Annotated in this window: 14 protein-coding genes; 5 read left to right on the forward strand and 9 right to left on the reverse strand. The window is 38.6% G+C overall.

The features are described from left to right. Positions 1-5: 5 nt before the first annotated feature. The 5 genes from DRF67_RS13110 to DRF67_RS13135 form a co-directional block, all read right to left on the reverse strand. The gene (locus DRF67_RS13110) at positions 6-1,409 is read right to left on the reverse strand and encodes an MFS transporter (protein ID WP_115928740.1); all 1,404 of its coding nucleotides are present in this window, start codon (positions 1,407-1,409) and stop codon (positions 6-8) included. Positions 1,410-1,548: 139 nt separating this feature from the next. Beyond that, the gene (locus DRF67_RS13115) at positions 1,549-2,391 is read right to left on the reverse strand and encodes a hypothetical protein (protein WP_228435808.1); all 843 of its coding nucleotides are present in this window, start codon (positions 2,389-2,391) and stop codon (positions 1,549-1,551) included. 215 nt (positions 2,392-2,606) lie between these two features. After that, positions 2,607-4,277 carry an asparagine synthase B gene (gene asnB, locus DRF67_RS13120; RefSeq protein WP_115928742.1) on the reverse strand — a complete coding sequence of 557 codons (1,671 nt, stop codon included), beginning with the start codon at positions 4,275-4,277 and terminating at the stop codon, positions 2,607-2,609. 319 nt (positions 4,278-4,596) lie between these two features. Continuing rightward, positions 4,597-6,264: a GLPGLI family protein gene (locus DRF67_RS13130; RefSeq protein WP_115928744.1), complete on the reverse strand. Its 1,668-nt coding sequence runs from the start codon at positions 6,262-6,264 to the stop codon at positions 4,597-4,599. A 157-nt stretch (positions 6,265-6,421) separates the two neighbouring features. Then, entirely contained in the window at positions 6,422-7,627 is a 1,206-nt protein-coding gene (locus DRF67_RS13135; RefSeq protein WP_115928745.1) for an RsmB/NOP family class I SAM-dependent RNA methyltransferase, read from the reverse strand. A 166-nt stretch (positions 7,628-7,793) separates the two neighbouring features. On the opposite strand from DRF67_RS13135, the gene DRF67_RS13140 reads away from it, so the two are divergent. Continuing rightward, entirely contained in the window at positions 7,794-8,138 is a 345-nt protein-coding gene (locus tag DRF67_RS13140) for a zinc ribbon domain-containing protein YjdM (protein WP_115928746.1), read from the forward strand. Between the two features lie 367 nt (positions 8,139-8,505). On the opposite strand, the gene DRF67_RS13145 is transcribed toward DRF67_RS13140, so the two are convergent. Further along, entirely contained in the window at positions 8,506-9,441 is a 936-nt protein-coding gene (locus tag DRF67_RS13145) for a sulfate/molybdate ABC transporter ATP-binding protein (protein ID WP_115928747.1), read from the reverse strand. 75 nt (positions 9,442-9,516) lie between these two features. Here DRF67_RS13145 and DRF67_RS13150 point away from each other — a divergent pair, with 75 nt between their 5' ends. Then, entirely contained in the window at positions 9,517-10,176 is a 660-nt protein-coding gene (locus DRF67_RS13150; RefSeq protein WP_115928748.1) for a YceI family protein, read from the forward strand. Between the two features lie 127 nt (positions 10,177-10,303). Continuing rightward, positions 10,304-11,314, forward strand: a complete 1,011-nt coding sequence (pheS, locus tag DRF67_RS13155) for a phenylalanine--tRNA ligase subunit alpha (protein WP_115928749.1) — start codon at positions 10,304-10,306, stop codon at positions 11,312-11,314. A gap of 272 nt (positions 11,315-11,586) precedes the next feature. Here the strand turns inward: pheS and DRF67_RS13160 are convergent, their stop codons facing one another. Continuing rightward, on the reverse strand, positions 11,587-12,357 hold the full coding sequence (locus DRF67_RS13160; RefSeq protein WP_115928750.1) for a DUF3108 domain-containing protein: 771 nt from the start codon (positions 12,355-12,357) through the stop codon (positions 11,587-11,589). A gap of 150 nt (positions 12,358-12,507) precedes the next feature. Here DRF67_RS13160 and DRF67_RS13165 point away from each other — a divergent pair, with 150 nt between their 5' ends. Both DRF67_RS13165 and DRF67_RS13170 read left to right on the forward strand, forming a co-directional pair. After that, positions 12,508-13,563, forward strand: a complete 1,056-nt coding sequence (locus tag DRF67_RS13165) for an NAD(P)/FAD-dependent oxidoreductase (protein ID WP_115928751.1) — start codon at positions 12,508-12,510, stop codon at positions 13,561-13,563. Positions 13,564-13,575: 12 nt separating this feature from the next. Next, positions 13,576-13,905 (forward strand): 2Fe-2S iron-sulfur cluster-binding family protein, encoded by a 330-nt coding sequence (locus DRF67_RS13170; RefSeq protein ID WP_115928752.1) that lies wholly within the window; start codon positions 13,576-13,578, stop codon positions 13,903-13,905. Between the two features lie 69 nt (positions 13,906-13,974). On the opposite strand, the gene DRF67_RS13175 is transcribed toward DRF67_RS13170, so the two are convergent. Together DRF67_RS13175 and DRF67_RS13180 are read right to left on the reverse strand one after the other, a co-directional pair. Beyond that, entirely contained in the window at positions 13,975-14,166 is a 192-nt protein-coding gene (locus DRF67_RS13175) for a hypothetical protein (protein ID WP_115928753.1), read from the reverse strand. Between the two features lie 99 nt (positions 14,167-14,265). Then, the gene (locus tag DRF67_RS13180; protein WP_115928833.1) at positions 14,266-14,847 is read right to left on the reverse strand and encodes an LOG family protein; all 582 of its coding nucleotides are present in this window, start codon (positions 14,845-14,847) and stop codon (positions 14,266-14,268) included.

Here is a 14,847-nt window from a genome sequence, read left to right on the forward strand (position 1 = left end):
AAAAATTAATCTTCTTTTGATTTCATATTCTTACCATCTGAAATATGAAGCCTTCTGAACACGAATCCTGATACAATCGTCAGGATACCTACCGTAAGAAATGTGTATCGGAAGGCATTGTGGATTTCCCCATCAATAAGATCTGAATTTTCAAATACTTTTAAAACGATCAGTCCGAAAGCGATTCCAAAACCTATAGCGAGCTGCTGGTTGACAGATATTAAAGAGTTTCCGCTGCTGGTCTGGAAATTTCGAAGATCCGCTATCGAAATGGTGTTCATTGAAGTAAACTGAATAGAGTTAAAAAAACCCAGGACAGCAATAATAGGAACAAACCAGTATAGGGAAGTATGGATATCGGGAATCGCAAGCAGGCAGATCAGTGTTCCGATAATAAAAGTGTTGATCATCAGAGTCTGCCGGTATCCGTATTTATCTAAAATTTTTATCACAGATGACTTACCGAAGATCGCCGTTAATGCCATAGGGGCAATGATCCATCCTGATGTAACCGCGGACTGCTTATACGCAATCTGAATCATCAGCGGGAGTAATAAAGGAACGGAACTGATCCCTAATCTTGTGGCCAGATTGCCAACAATTCCCACACGGAAAGTTCTTACCTGGAAAAGGTTTAATGGGAAAATCGGATTTCCATCCCTTTTTGCATGTCTGTAGTAATAGTACAGGAACAGGAATCCTAAGATGAAAACAAGAAGTACCGGTGTGATATTCTGTATATCGCCAAATAGTTCCAGTGAAACTGAAAGCAGGAGCGACGCTGCAGCGAAAATTAAAAATCCTTTCAGGTCAAAATCTACATCTGCGGATTTATAGTTAGGCATAAACTTCAATCCTAAAAGAATCCCCAATACTCCAATTGGAATATTGATCAGGAATATCCAGTGCCAGGAAAGATAATCTACCATATATCCTCCCACCAATGGTCCCAGTACAGGACCGATAAGAGCAGGAATAATGGCAAAATTCATCGCTTTAAGAAGCTCGCTTTTATCAAATGTTTTAATCAGGGCCAGTTTTCCTACCGGCGTCATCAGGCTTCCGCCGACTCCCTGAATCACCCTTGAAATTACAAGATGGGTGAGGTTTTGAGACATTGAACAGAACAGCGAACCCAGGCTGAACAGAATAAGAGAGAAAATAAATATCTTTTTGGTCCCGAAACGGTCTGCCAGAAATCCGCTCGCAGGCATAAAGACGGCCAGGGTCAGAACATAGCTGATGATCGCATTCTGCATATTCAGAGGAGACTCCTGCAGATCCTTTGCGATAGAAGGAAGAGATGTATTCAGGATGGTAGAATCCAGCATTTGCATAAAAATAGCAGTAGCCAGAATAAGGGGAAGTATTTTCTTTATGGAAGGTTCTTGTGGGTGTGTTTCTGTCATTTTCTACAGGCTGAGCTTTTATAAAAGTTCAGGCTTATTTTTATTTGAAAAAAATGCTTACTCTAAGCAGTTGGTCTTTAGATAAAGATTTCCATATAAAATTAAAAAAGTCCTGTGAGATTTCACAGGACTTTTTGATTTATTTTCGAGGTTTTTCTACTCCTTTCCATTCGTTACCAGCTTTTCTGTACTGGCTCAGGGTAAAGTTCTTGAAATCTTTCGTTTTATATTCAATATTATCAGTATTTTGTTCAAAAGGCATGATGTAATAAAAATCAACATCCGTTTTGTCTGATTTATTTCCTTTTTTTACTGAAGGCACATACTTGGAAAATTTATAATTCGGAAGATATTGTCTTAGTCTTGTGTAGAAAGCTTTGTCTTCTTTTTCATTTGGAATAATGTCCACGATATTTAAATTATCCTTTTTCTTATCAATCCAAAGGTAGTAGGTTTTCTCTTCACCAATATTTCTGTTGAAAGAGTTGAAAGCAAACAATTCTTTAGGTACCAGTTCTTTGATTCTCTCTGGATCTACTTTGGTATAATACTGACCTTTGGAAGGATCTACGTACGTTTCAAGGTTGTACATCAGGACAGAATTGTTTTCAAATTTTTTATTTTTAAAATACTGATTCAAAGATAATTCAGCAGTTGCTCTGAGCTCTTTACCTCTGTCATCCAGTTTTTTGGAAGGGTTTTGCGGGTTCACCTCTTTTACAAACTGATATAATACAATAGGCTTTATATCTTTCAGGTGTGGATATGTTTTCAGCTGTTCAGCTTTTACCAGCCAATAAAACTGTTGATAATAATCGTCCTTATCAGCGTCTTTTACACTTTTATAAGCCAATGCGAGCTTTTTTGAGTTCAGGTATTTGCCAAATTTACCCTGCCCGAAAGCAAAACTGATGGATAATAAGGCAAATAAAACAGTAAGGTTTCTTCTCATTTTTTTATAATTGATATTTTCGTTTTCCAAATATAATTATTTATTAGATAATATTTTTGATTGTCAGTTAAATTATGTCGATATTATTGCTGTTAATTCAAAAGAAAATCCTGTATTGCTACAGGATTGATAAATTATAAAAGAGGTAAAGAAAGGTGGAAATAAAACTGCTGAATTTTATCAGGCAGTTAAACACATTATTTCACTTCAATCCCTTCATAGTAAGCTCTCTGGCCTTGGAGCGTTTATGAATACGATGTTTCGTGTACCTTCACTGCTCTTCCGCTTGGATCATTCATTCTTTTGAAAGCTTCATCCCATTCCAGTGCGATAGGGGTGGAACAGGCTACAGAAGGCACGGAAGGAACTGTGGCGGCAGCTGTTTCGCTAGGGAAGTGTTCCTCAAAAATAGTTCTGTACCGATATTCTTCTTTGTTTTGAGGCGTGTTCAGCGGAAATCTGAATCTGGCATTAGCCATCATTTCATCCGTTACTTCTTTCTCGGCAACTTCCTTTAAAGTGTCGATCCAGGAATAACCTACTCCGTCTGAAAACTGTTCTTTCTGCCTCCAGGCAATAGATGATGGAAGAAGATCTTCAAAAGCTTTTCTCAACACCCATTTTTCAATCTTACCTTCAGATACATTGATCATCTTGTCTTTAGGGTTAAGGGTCATCGCAATATCCATAAATTCTTTGTCAAGGAAAGGAACTCTTCCTTCAATTCCCCAGCTCATGAGTGCTTTATTAGCCCTCAGGCAGTCATAAAGGTGAAGTTTGCCCAGTTTTCTTACCGTTTCATCATGGAACTCTTTCGCGTCAGGTGCTTTATGGAAATATAAATATCCACCGAAAAGTTCGTCAGAACCTTCCCCCGAAAGGACCATCTTGATCCCCATCGATTTGATGACCCTTGCCAAAAGATACATTGGAGTGGAAGCTCTTATCGTCGTTACATCATATGTTTCCAAGTGGTAAATCACATCACGAACAGCATCCAGACCTTCCTGAACGGTAAAATTAACCTCATGATGCACAGAACCGATGTGCTCTGCTGCTTTTTGTGCTGCCGCAAGGTCAGGGGATCCTACCAGCCCTACTGCAAAACTGTGAAGTCTCGGATACCATGCTTCCTGGGTGTCTCCACTTTCAATTCTCTGTCTGGCAAACTTTGCGGTGATTGCCGAAATAACAGACGAATCCAGACCTCCGGAAAGAAGTACACCATAAGGTACATCACTCATCAGCTGTCTGTGAACCGCATCTTCCAGCCCTTTTCTCAGCTTCGCAATATCGGTTTCGTTCTCTTTTACGTGATCGAAGCTGTCCCATTCTCTGGTGTACCACTGCTGGAGATCAGCTCCGTCTTTACTGTAAACAAAATGTCCGGGTAAAAATGTTTCAATGGTTTTACAGACGCCTTCCAATGCTTTCAGCTCAGAGGCTACATAGTAGTTTCCGTTTTTATCCCATCCCTGGTAGAGTGGGCAGATACCCATATGGTCACGGGCGATCAGATAAACGTCATTTTCTGTATCGTATAGGGCAAAGGCAAAGATGCCATTCAGCTTTTCAATGAAATTTTTTCCATATTTCCTGTATAGAGCGAGGATAACCTCACAGTCAGACTGAGTCTGAAATTCGTACCCGGGAAATTCTGCTTTTAATTCTCTATGGTTGTAGATTTCGCCATTAACAGCTAATACTACTTTTCCGTCTTTTGTAAACAAAGGCTGCTTTCCGGAAGTCGGATCTACAATAGCAAGTCTCTCGTGAGAGAACACTACTTTTTCATCCTGAAATACTCCGCTCCAGTCCGGTCCTCTATGACGGATCTTTTTTGACATTTCCAATACCTGAGGTCTCAGGGTTTCTGTTTTTTGCTTGGCGTCAAATAGACATACAATTCCACACATGTTTTTATTATTTATGAAACAAAAGTAAAGTTGATGTTTAAAAATAACAATGAAAAATGTTTAAAAGTTAAAATTTTTAATCAATTAATTATTTTAAGTTTAAAAATTAAAGTATTTGGAGATATTTATATGTTTTTAATTGATTTTTTTCACTACAGCGAAATTTGCGTAATCTCTATACGAAATAAAAATGACATATTTATTAATATATGGTAATTTATTTGATGAATTTTAGCCCTTACTTTGTGGCTCGAAATAATTTTTTTTCATCATTTGTGTTTTTACCTTCTTGCAATTCTCATGCAAGAAGGTTTTCTTTTTATTGTACACCCAGTAAAACCCCTGATACATTCCATGCACTGAAGCTTGTTCCTTCTGTCGGGCCCTGTGGGATTTTGATCTGTACAGTGTGTTTCCCTGCCTTCAGATCGCCCAGCGAAATGAAGTTGGGATTGGTGACAGTTCCTGGACACCAGTTTGATCGGCTGAGGTCAGAAGATGAAAGTCCGTCCTGGAAATTTCCGGATGCAGGATTATACAGCCGGTAAGACCCACAGTCGGTTCTCCAGGGGATAAAAGAAAATACCATGTTACCGTCTATAAAAACAGAATTGGTCTTAGGGACAAATTCGTCCCCGTTTTCCCAGCCTCCATGCCCGGTGGTTGTATATCTTAATTGGGCATTCTTCAGATCTTTCTTTAATGTAAATTCTACCCAAAGACCTTTATCCTTGTTAAACATTGTAGAATAATCCTGTCCGGCCATTTCCATAATGTTTAAGGTGTTGAACAACGGAATGGCAACATTATTCTTATAAACGTTCTGATCGCTTTTATGAATGGTAATGTCAAGGCTTACCGTATGACCACCTTTATCATAATTGCCAATAAAAACACCTACCCACAGTTCTTTTCCTGATAAAGAAGGCTTCAATTCCGTAATATCCTGGCGGTAAGGGCTGATGGTCTGCCAGTTTTTTCCTTTTAGCTGAATGTGGTTAAAGTTTCCGATTCCAAATGCGGTAAAGAACCTCATCATCTCCATCGCTGGGCTATAATTCTCTGTTGAGACTACACCATAATAGTGCTTTCCATTCCCGTTATCATAAGCAGGCAGTGTTTTGGCTCCTTTTTCTAAACCGTCAAAAAATGACTTCTCTTTATCCTGAGGAATGACAAATACAGTTCCCGTTCTGTCATAGGCATCCCCATTGGACTGCTGTCTGAGTTCTGTGAAGATATTTTCACCTTCAGCCAGCGTAGGGAATTTAACTTTTTTAAGGATAATAGTTCCGTTGGCGTACCGTTTTATACTATCATTCGATTGTGATGCATCCGAAAAATTGATGGTCTCACGATCGAAAATACTAAGGGTGGTAAATCTGCTTTTCCAAAGCAGGTCTTTGTACCCCAATGGATCGGTAGTCTGTATATCTCCCTTAAGTATGCTCTCAATGCCGGCATCCCTGACTTTTTGAACTGATTGAGCCGTTATTAACGAGTTCTTGTTTCTTTCAACCTCTAAAACCAATCCGAGGTTTTGCCCCAGCACAGAAGGACCGCCCTGGAGTTTAAGATCCTGAGTATACCAGATTTCAATCGTATTGGAATTGACTTTGGTCACCGCCTTTTTGCAGGTGTACCCCAAAATTTTTTTGGTTTCAGGGGTAAGCTCAAAGGTTTGTTTTCCTACAGATTCCCGATCGGAGGTTGAAATAATCTTTCCCGGTTTCAAAAAAGCATATGAAACAACGGTATTGGAGGGCTTTTCCACCTTTGTGATCTCGAAAGGGTAGGTGCTTTTATGTTCTTTGATGGCGGTATTTACAATGACATTTTCATTTTTATTGACCAGAACTATGGTAGAAGGCTGGTCAGTCTGTACTTTACCATTATAAGAGTTGGTGTATCTGATTTCATAGGTCTGGGCGGAAGCCAGACAGAACAGAAAGAAGGTCAGAAAGGAAAATACAGTTCTTGTATGCATAGTAAATAAGTTTACAGCAAATGTACTCATTAAGCAGGATGCAGCATTAAGTAGGTGCTTATATAGTAAGTAGATGATAAATATGAAATGTTACAGGCCGCTCTAAAATAAAAAAACTACTCCTGGGAGTAGTTTATTAGTCTGTATGTCAATCCGGTTAGGAAATTCTTTCAATTAAAGCCATATAGAATCCGTCGTATCCTTCACTTGGCATTACTTTTTCATCCTTAAGCATTTTGTACCCCGGGTTGTTCTTTAAAAATTCTTCAACCTGCTTATTGTTTTCGGAAGGAAGTATCGAACATGTCGCATATACCATTTTTCCTCCTTTTTTAAGCATTTTGGAATAATCCTGAAGGATCTGCTGCTGTTCTTTTTTAATTCTGTCGATAAAGTCCTGATCAATCTTCCATTTACTGTCCGGATTTCTTTTTAAAACACCGAGTCCTGAACATGGCGCATCAATCAAAAGTCTGTCTGCTTTTTCATGAAGACGCTTAATGACTTTATTATCAGCAATCATACGGGTTTCAATATTATGGGCACCGGCTCTTTTAGCACGACGCTTCAGCTCGGCAAGCTTCCACTCAAAAATATCTAAAGCGACAATCTGGCCCTTATTTCCCATCAATGCAGCCAGGTGAAGGGTCTTTCCTCCGGCGCCGGCACATGCATCTACGACTCTCTGTCCTTCTTTTACATCCAGGAAATATCCGATTTTCTGGGATGAGGCATCCTGAACTTCAAATAAACCTTCTTTGAAAGCAGTGGTAAGAAAAACATTCTTTTTCTCTTCAAGCTGAACCGCGTCAGGATAGTTTTTTATGGCAAATGAAACCACTCCTTCATCTGAAAGATCAGAAATAAGTTCTTTGGTGGTTGTCTTTAAAGAATTTGTTCTTAAAACGGTAGGGGCCTGCTCATTCAAAGCAATCATTTCTCTTTCCCAGTTGGCTCCCAGTTCTTTTTCAAGTGTTTCAGCCAACCAGTCGGGGATAGAATGTTCGATAGCTTTTGTAGGGACTGTATTTTTTTTAAGCTTGGTGAGGATATCAGCAATTTTGATTCCGTCAAACTCTTCAAACTTCTTATAATTGGTTTTACTCCAAAGTAAGTAAGCAATAATCAGTTTATAAATATTATTCGGTTTAACCCCTTCACCCATATAATATTCAAGGCGTTTTTTCCAGCGGATAATATTATAGAAAATTTCAGAAACAACCGCTCTGTCCTGGCTTCCCCATTTTCTGTTAGCCTTTAAAAGTCGTTCGATTACTTTATCTGCGTATTTATTTTTCTCAAAAAATGTTTCTTGTAAAGCATCGTGAATTCCGATCGCTAAGTTTCTGTGAATAAGTTCCATAAATTTGCTTCGCTGTTTTGAATCTGCAAAAGTACGAATTATAGTTGAGAGTTAAGAATTTGGGCCGAGAGAGTTTATAAGAGGGGTAGTATCCATCCTCCATTGTCTTTGTTTCATCTCTTGACTTCTACCTCCAAAAAGCTCTACCTTTGCAAAAAATAAAAATATGAGTGATACAGTACTTTGTCCAAAATGCAGCTCCGAGTTTACGTACCCGAGTGATAATATGATGGTATGTTCTCAATGCTTCTATGAGTGGAATCCTGAAGAGGCTGCTTCTGAAGCTGCAAACGAAGGGAAAATATTGGATGCGAATGGAAATGAGCTTCAGGATGGAGATTCTGTGGTGGTAGTCAAAGACCTTCCTGTAAAAGGAGCTCCAAAACCTGTAAAGGCAGGGACTAAAGTAAAAAACATCCGTTTAAGACCCGGTAGTGATCATAATATTGACTGTAAAATAGATGGCTTCGGAGCAATGGCTTTAAAATCGGAATTTGTAAAGAAAGCGTAAAAACAAAAGGCTTGATGTTTCTGTGAACGGCTTGGTTTGCACCAGTGATTTCGCAGAAAGTCATAAAAAAAGGAAAAAATTGGACAGTGTAATCTTTCAAAAGACTTAATTGCAAGATTGCTAATGTCCGTCTGGAAGGCAGAAAGAGAATTAACCAAAAATTTCCTTATACTGTGGAAATACAAATGTAAGAAAAAGTTTCATAACGGGTTCTTATGTTTGTATTTTTTTTATCCACATATTGTGGATAAGTATAAGTGAATCTATGAGTTATATTGTCGTAATGTTACGTGAATTGAAACGTGGGAATGCTATAGAGTCGTAAGCTTTTTAGCAATTTACGATCGATCTTTACCGCCTTCTTCCTCTAAATAAACGAAACAGCAACGGTTCCCATCAGTTTTTCATCAGTGTACACCACCAATTCTTTTTCTTTAACGATAATCTTGTTCCAGTAATAATTTCCTGCAAATCTGCTTTCAAGGATTTCCGCTTTAAGGCCTGTTTCTGTCACCTTTATTTCTTTAGGATAATAGATCTGTTTTGGCAGCTGGAAATCTGCAGCTTCTGTTTCAGTAAAAAGATTAACTTCTCCGAATAATTTTGCAACGTATGAATTATAAGGATGACGGTAAGTTTCCTCCGGACTGTCATTTTGAATCAGCCTTCCATCCTGAAGAATCACAATCTGATCCAGCCATGGCATAATGTCCTGCAGTTCATGGGTTGAAATAATTAAAGAAACGCCATGCTGTTTGACATACCGGAAAAGTCTTTCCCTGAGCTCGATTTTTCTTGGGAAATCCAGATTGGTGAAGGGTTCGTCTAAAATAAGAAGCTTGGGAAGTACAGACAATGCTCTGGCAATTGCGACCCTCTGCTGCTGACCTCCACTGAGGTATTTGGGAAGTACATGGGCAAATTCCTGAAGCCCCACCACTTCAAGAAGCTCCATAACGGTTTCTTTTTTTTGCTTTAGATTGATATTGGAAATGAATTTTCCAACATTCTCTGCTACGGTAGCATACGGCATAAGATCAAAATTCTGGGCAACAAATTTCATCTCCGATTCCCCGGGAACCAGGTTTCCTTTAGGGCCAAGGAGACGGGTTCCGTTAAAAATAATCTCACCACTTTGCCAATCCAGAAGACCGTAGATAAGGCTGAGAAGGGTAGATTTTCCACATCCGCTTTCTCCGGCCAAAGCAATGATCCTGTTCTCCTCAAACCGTAGGTTAAGGTTCTGAAACAGGGGTTTATCTTTGGTATGGGAGAAAAATAAATTGTTTATTTCTAATAGCATAATACAAATGTAAGGTTTTTAGGAAAACATGATTTTTTTTTTTATATTAGCGGGAGTAATAAAAATAAATCAAAAATGAGAAAAAAACTGTTTTCGTTAGCTATCCCTGCTTTATTCGTTGCCGCTGTGGTGGTTTCTTGTAAAAAAGATAAACCGCTTACGAGTGAAAGTAACGAGGTAACCACCACCAAAGATGGAAGCCAATATAGTTTGGATACGCTAAACAGTAAAGTTGAATGGAAAGGATATAAAGTATTTAAATCTGAAAATACAAGCCATTTCGGAACCATCAGGTTTGAAAGCGGAGATGTGACAGTGAAAGACGGAAAACTGGAAAGCGGAAAATTTGTTGCTGATATGAACTCATTAACTTCTGTTGACTTAAAAGACAGTCCTGAAGATATGGGAAAATTAAACGGACACCTTAAAAGTGGTGATTTCTTTGAAGTGGAAAAATTCCCTACTGCTTCTTTTGAAATTACAAAAGTAACTCCGGCTACGGAAGGAGATTACAATACACTTTTGGATGGTAACCTGACGATTAAAGGAATTACAAAACCGGTTCAGTTTAAAGCTAATGTTTCGGTAAATGAAGGAGAGGTAAGTGTAGCTACTGAACCCAAAGATATCAAAAGGGAAGAGTTTGGAGTGAAGTTCCAGGCTCCTGCTGAAAACGGAGTGATTAAGGATGAGGTAACTCTTCAGATCAACGTTAAAGCTTTGGAAAAGAAATAATTTTTTTATTTAAGTGAAATAAGTGATTGAAGTCTGCCTCCCGAAAAAGAGGCAGATTTTTTTTTGACGGACCTATTATTCAACTTAAAAGTCGTATTTTTGCAAAACATTTTGAAAGGGTAAAATAATGATAGAAAAGATAGAAGAACTACTGATCGAAGTAAACGGCTTCAATGCTACCTCTAAGGAAGATATCGAAAACTTCCGAATAAAGTACAACGGTAAAAAGGGAGTTCTGAATGATTTTTTTGAAAAATTTAAAGAAGTTCCTAACGAGCAGAAGAAAGAATTCGGACAAAAGATCAATACTTTGAAGCAGGCGGTTGCCGTAAAGCTGGAAGATTTGAAAAATACTTCCGCATCCTCTGTGGTCCTGGAGAAAGAAGATCTTACAAGACCTGCTTTTCCTTTGGATCTGGGCTCAAGACATCCGATCAATCTGGTGAAAAACAGAATCATTGAAATTTTCAAATCTATCGGCTTTGCTGTAGCAGACGGACCGGAAATTGAAGATGACTGGCATAACTTTACCGCACTGAATCTTCCGGAATACCACCCGGCAAGGGATATGCAGGATACCTTCTTTATTGAGCAGAATCCGGATATCCTGTTAAGAACGCATACTTCATCTGTACAAACCCGTTATATGGAGGAAAACCAGCCACCGATCAGGATTCTATCTCCGGGGAGGGTTTTCAGAAACGAGGCCATTTCTTCACGTTCTCACTGTATCTTCCATCAGATTGAAGGATTATATATTGACGAAAATGTGAGCTTTGCAGATTTGAAGCAAACGATTCAGTTCTTTACCACAGAACTTTTCGGAAAATCCAAAATCAGAATGAGACCTTCATTTTTCCCATTCACAGAACCTAGTGCTGAGATTGATGTATATTGGGGACTGAACTCTGAAACAGATTACAGAATCACAAAAGGAACAGGATGGCTGGAAATCATGGGTTGTGGAATGGTAGATCCTGCTGTACTGAAAAATGTAAATATTGATGCTGAGAAATATTCGGGGTATGCATTCGGAATGGGAATTGAAAGAATTACCATGCTGCTTTACCAGATGAGTGACATCAGAATGTTTTTTGAAAATGACATCAGAACACTCGAACAATTCAAAACACTATAAAAAATCAAACCTCCGGAGCTCCGGAGGTTTTTGTTTTTAATTACTGACCTAAGAAACAAAACGGTAACTAAAAACTGATTATATTGAAAATTTACACGTGTCTGTTTCTTATGCCTATACTTCGGATACCCCTGTATCATAAGGAAGTATTGCATGCTGCAGCCTGTTATCTGCTTCTATAATAAAGACAACTGCTGTTTAGCATATATTACATCAGAAATAAAAAATACCTGTAAAAATTACAGGTATACTTTATAAAAACAAATTATCGTTTATTTTACAAATTTTAAGGGGTATTTGACGTTTTTATAATCATCAATACTTGCTTTCAATGATCCTACTGCAAGCTCAGCTTTTAGCAGCATAGGCACATGGTTGGCATCATTTGATACCCACATGGTAACACCTTCTTTTTCTTTAAATACCCTTCCGCTTTTTACGGAAGGAATAATCTTTAAACAGTTGATTGTACCGAATTTGGTTTTTAAATTTTCTGTTCCCACCACTTTTAGCTGAAAAGGAAACATTTCATCATCAATCCATACATTCATATTGATGATCGTTCCGGTTTTCAACTCATCCGCACTTTTGCTTCGCAAATAATAGAAGCAGGAAAGCATATCCTGGACACCTTTTACAGACTTCAAAACTTTAGAACCATTGGCAGGTGTTTTTTTATCTGTTAAAATCAAGGTGTTGTTATCGTGATTAAAAACCGTTTCGAGATGCTGACGGTAACTTCCTTCGCGAACATTTCTCACGTAGAAACTTGGCAGCCCTGTATCCGTATTGATAAAACTTTCATACAGATCTTCCACTTTGAAGAATGCTTTTACCGCACCGGTAGTCTGGCCCGTACCTTTTACATACAGATGGGGAGCACCCATATAGTTGGTCTTTTTTGTAGTAAGATTAGCCGTTCCTGCATTCAGGATACCATAGTGAATCCTTAGTGTGATCGATTCACCGTCTGCGATGTTATCAATCTGGGCGGACCCTACAAAGAAGATCAATACTGCAAAAAGGTTTAAAATTTTCTTCATAACAAGACATTTACAAAAACATTGCCAAATTTAAATTCTTAATTGATAGATATTTGACAAATCTCAGGTTTTTATTTAGAATCAATTAAATATGCTTCGCATTAAAATTAGTAAATTTGCACTTACATGTATAATTAAATTATCTAAATTATGATAACCACTGATATATTGATCATAGGTGCGGGACCTACAGGACTTTTTGCAGTTTTTGAAGCTGGTTTATTAAAAATGAAGTGTCACATTATTGACGCACTTCCACAGCCGGGAGGGCAATTGGCAGAACTTTATCCTAAAAAACCTATATTCGATATCCCAGGTTATCCTTCAGTGAATGCTGGAGAATTGGTAGATAATTTGATGGAGCAGATCAAGCAGTTTCAACCTGGATTTACGTTGGGAGAAACAGCCATCTCTTATACCAAGGTAGATGATGAGTGGTTTGAAGTGATCACCAACAAAGGGACCGTTCACAGATGTAAAGCTATTGCCATTGCAGGTGGATTGGGAACATTTGAACCAAGAAAACCTACTTTCGATAATCTGGCTGACTACGAAGAAAAGGGGCTTGAATATTTCGTGAAAGAGCCTGAACATTTCAGAAACAAAAAAGTAGTGATTGCCGGAGGAGGGGATTCTGCACTGGACTGGAGTGTTTTCCTTTCCAATGTGGCCAGTGAAGTTACTTTGATCCACAGAAGAAATGAGTTCAGAGGAGCTTTGGATTCTGTAGAGAAAGTTCAGGACCTGAAAAACCAGGGGAAAATCAAATTAATAACGCCTGCTGAAGTTACCGGTATTAAAGGGGACGGAAAAGTAGAAGCCATTACAGTAGAGGTAGAGGGGCAGGACGCTTATGATATTGAGACCGATTATTTCATTCCATTATTCGGATTGACTCCAAAATTGGGTGAGATCGGTAACTGGGGATTGAATATTGAGAAAAATGCAATTGTGGTAAACAATGCTTTGGATTATCAAACGAACATCGATGGTATTTATGCAATCGGAGATATCAATACGTATCCAGGAAAGCTTAAGCTGATTCTTTGTGGTTTCCACGAGGCTACTTTGATGTGTCAGAGTGTATACAACAGACTTAATCCTGGTAAAAAATTCGTACTAAAATATACAACGGTAAGTGGAGTAGACGGATTCGATGGAAGCCGTAAAGAAGCCGAGAAGGCAGTTGTGAAAAAAATTGACTAATTTTGCAGAATTATGTCAGACGTTAATATTAAAATCACCGACCGAGAAGGGGTAACCCATGATGTTGTAGCGCCTACGGATATGTCCATGAATCTTATGGAAATCATCCGTTCTTATGAATTGGCAGAAGAGGGCACCATTGGGGTATGCGGAGGAATGGCAATGTGCGCTTCATGCCAGGTTTATGTGATCCATGATCCCGGTTTGGAACCTATGGGCGATGAAGAAGACGCTATGCTAGCGGAGGCCTTCCATGTAAAGGATAACAGCAGACTGGGATGCCAGCTGCACATGGCAGATGATATGGAGGGACTTGAAGTGGAAATTGCTCCTTATCCTTAGAAAATATTTTTTAATCTTAATAAATAAAACCCGGTCGAGTAACTCGAACGGGTTTTGTTTTATAGGCATTTATCTTTGTGCCGGTTGAAAGGCAGGATGTCCCACCTGCCACAAGGCAAAAGAAAAAATATCTGCATACTCTTTGAAGACGACATCCAGATCGCTGGTAAAATGACCGTTTTCATAGTTTACATAAAATAATGCCGGTTTTCCTGAAGCAGTGCTGTTTTGTAGACCGCCCACCAACAATAGATGTTTCATGGTATTATTTCTTTTATTAATGATAAATAATTGCGTATAAATGTACTAAACTTTTATATCAGAATGATAAAGAGTAGAAATACATCCACTTCTTATGGGTTAAATTTCATCTTTGGAAATCCATTTTCCAACAGTAGGGGCCTGATAATTTCTCATTTTTCCCAGCAACTCATTGATATTGCTGCTGACCAGGAGCATATCACTGTTTACCTGCTTTAAGAATCCTTTATCCACCATATTCTGAACCAGCTTAATCAGGTCATTATAAAAGCCGTCAATATTTAAGATACCAATGGGTTTTTTGTGAAGGCCAAGCTGTGCCCAGGTAATCATTTCGAAGAACTCTTCTAAGGTTCCGTAACCTCCGGGAAGAACGATCACTCCATCACAAAGATCGCTCATTTTGGTTTTTCTTTCGTGCATGGTCTCTACCAGTATAAGTTCAGTAAGGTGTTTGTGCGCAATTTCTTTGGATAGTAAAAAATGCGGAAGCACTCCGGTTACTTTTCCGTTTTCACTCAACGCGCCGTTGGCTATGGTTCCCATCAATCCAGTTTGAGAACCGCCATAAATCAATTGTATGTTTTGTTTGGCTAAAGTCTGACCAAGCAGATAGGCCTGATCTTCATAAATCTTGTCTGTGCCGAAACTTGAGCCACAGAATACGGTTATGCTTTTCAT

The sequence above is a fragment of the Chryseobacterium pennipullorum genome (assembly GCF_003384725.1).
Lineage (GTDB): Bacteria > Bacteroidota > Bacteroidia > Flavobacteriales > Weeksellaceae > Chryseobacterium > Chryseobacterium pennipullorum.

Coding starts and splice junctions, on each gene's coding strand:
- DRF67_RS13160 (WP_115928750.1), bottom strand. CDS start 12,357: ATGAAGAAAATTTTAAACCTTTTTGCAGTATTGATCTTCTTTGTAGGG.
- DRF67_RS13110 (WP_115928740.1), bottom strand. CDS start 1,409: ATGACAGAAACACACCCACAAGAACCTTCCATAAAGAAAATACTTCCC.
- DRF67_RS13150 (WP_115928748.1), top strand. CDS start 9,517: ATGAGAAAAAAACTGTTTTCGTTAGCTATCCCTGCTTTATTCGTTGCC.
- asnB (WP_115928742.1), bottom strand. CDS start 4,277: ATGTGTGGAATTGTATGTCTATTTGACGCCAAGCAAAAAACAGAAACC.
- DRF67_RS13180 (WP_115928833.1), bottom strand. CDS start 14,847: ATGAAAAGCATAACCGTATTCTGTGGCTCAAGTTTCGGCACAGACAAG.
- DRF67_RS13130 (WP_115928744.1), bottom strand. CDS start 6,264: ATGCATACAAGAACTGTATTTTCCTTTCTGACCTTCTTTCTGTTCTGT.
- pheS (WP_115928749.1), top strand. CDS start 10,304: ATGATAGAAAAGATAGAAGAACTACTGATCGAAGTAAACGGCTTCAAT.
- DRF67_RS13145 (WP_115928747.1), bottom strand. CDS start 9,441: ATGCTATTAGAAATAAACAATTTATTTTTCTCCCATACCAAAGATAAA.
- DRF67_RS13165 (WP_115928751.1), top strand. CDS start 12,508: ATGATAACCACTGATATATTGATCATAGGTGCGGGACCTACAGGACTT.
- DRF67_RS13175 (WP_115928753.1), bottom strand. CDS start 14,166: ATGAAACATCTATTGTTGGTGGGCGGTCTACAAAACAGCACTGCTTCA.
- DRF67_RS13135 (WP_115928745.1), bottom strand. CDS start 7,627: ATGGAACTTATTCACAGAAACTTAGCGATCGGAATTCACGATGCTTTA.
- DRF67_RS13140 (WP_115928746.1), top strand. CDS start 7,794: ATGAGTGATACAGTACTTTGTCCAAAATGCAGCTCCGAGTTTACGTAC.
- DRF67_RS13170 (WP_115928752.1), top strand. CDS start 13,576: ATGTCAGACGTTAATATTAAAATCACCGACCGAGAAGGGGTAACCCAT.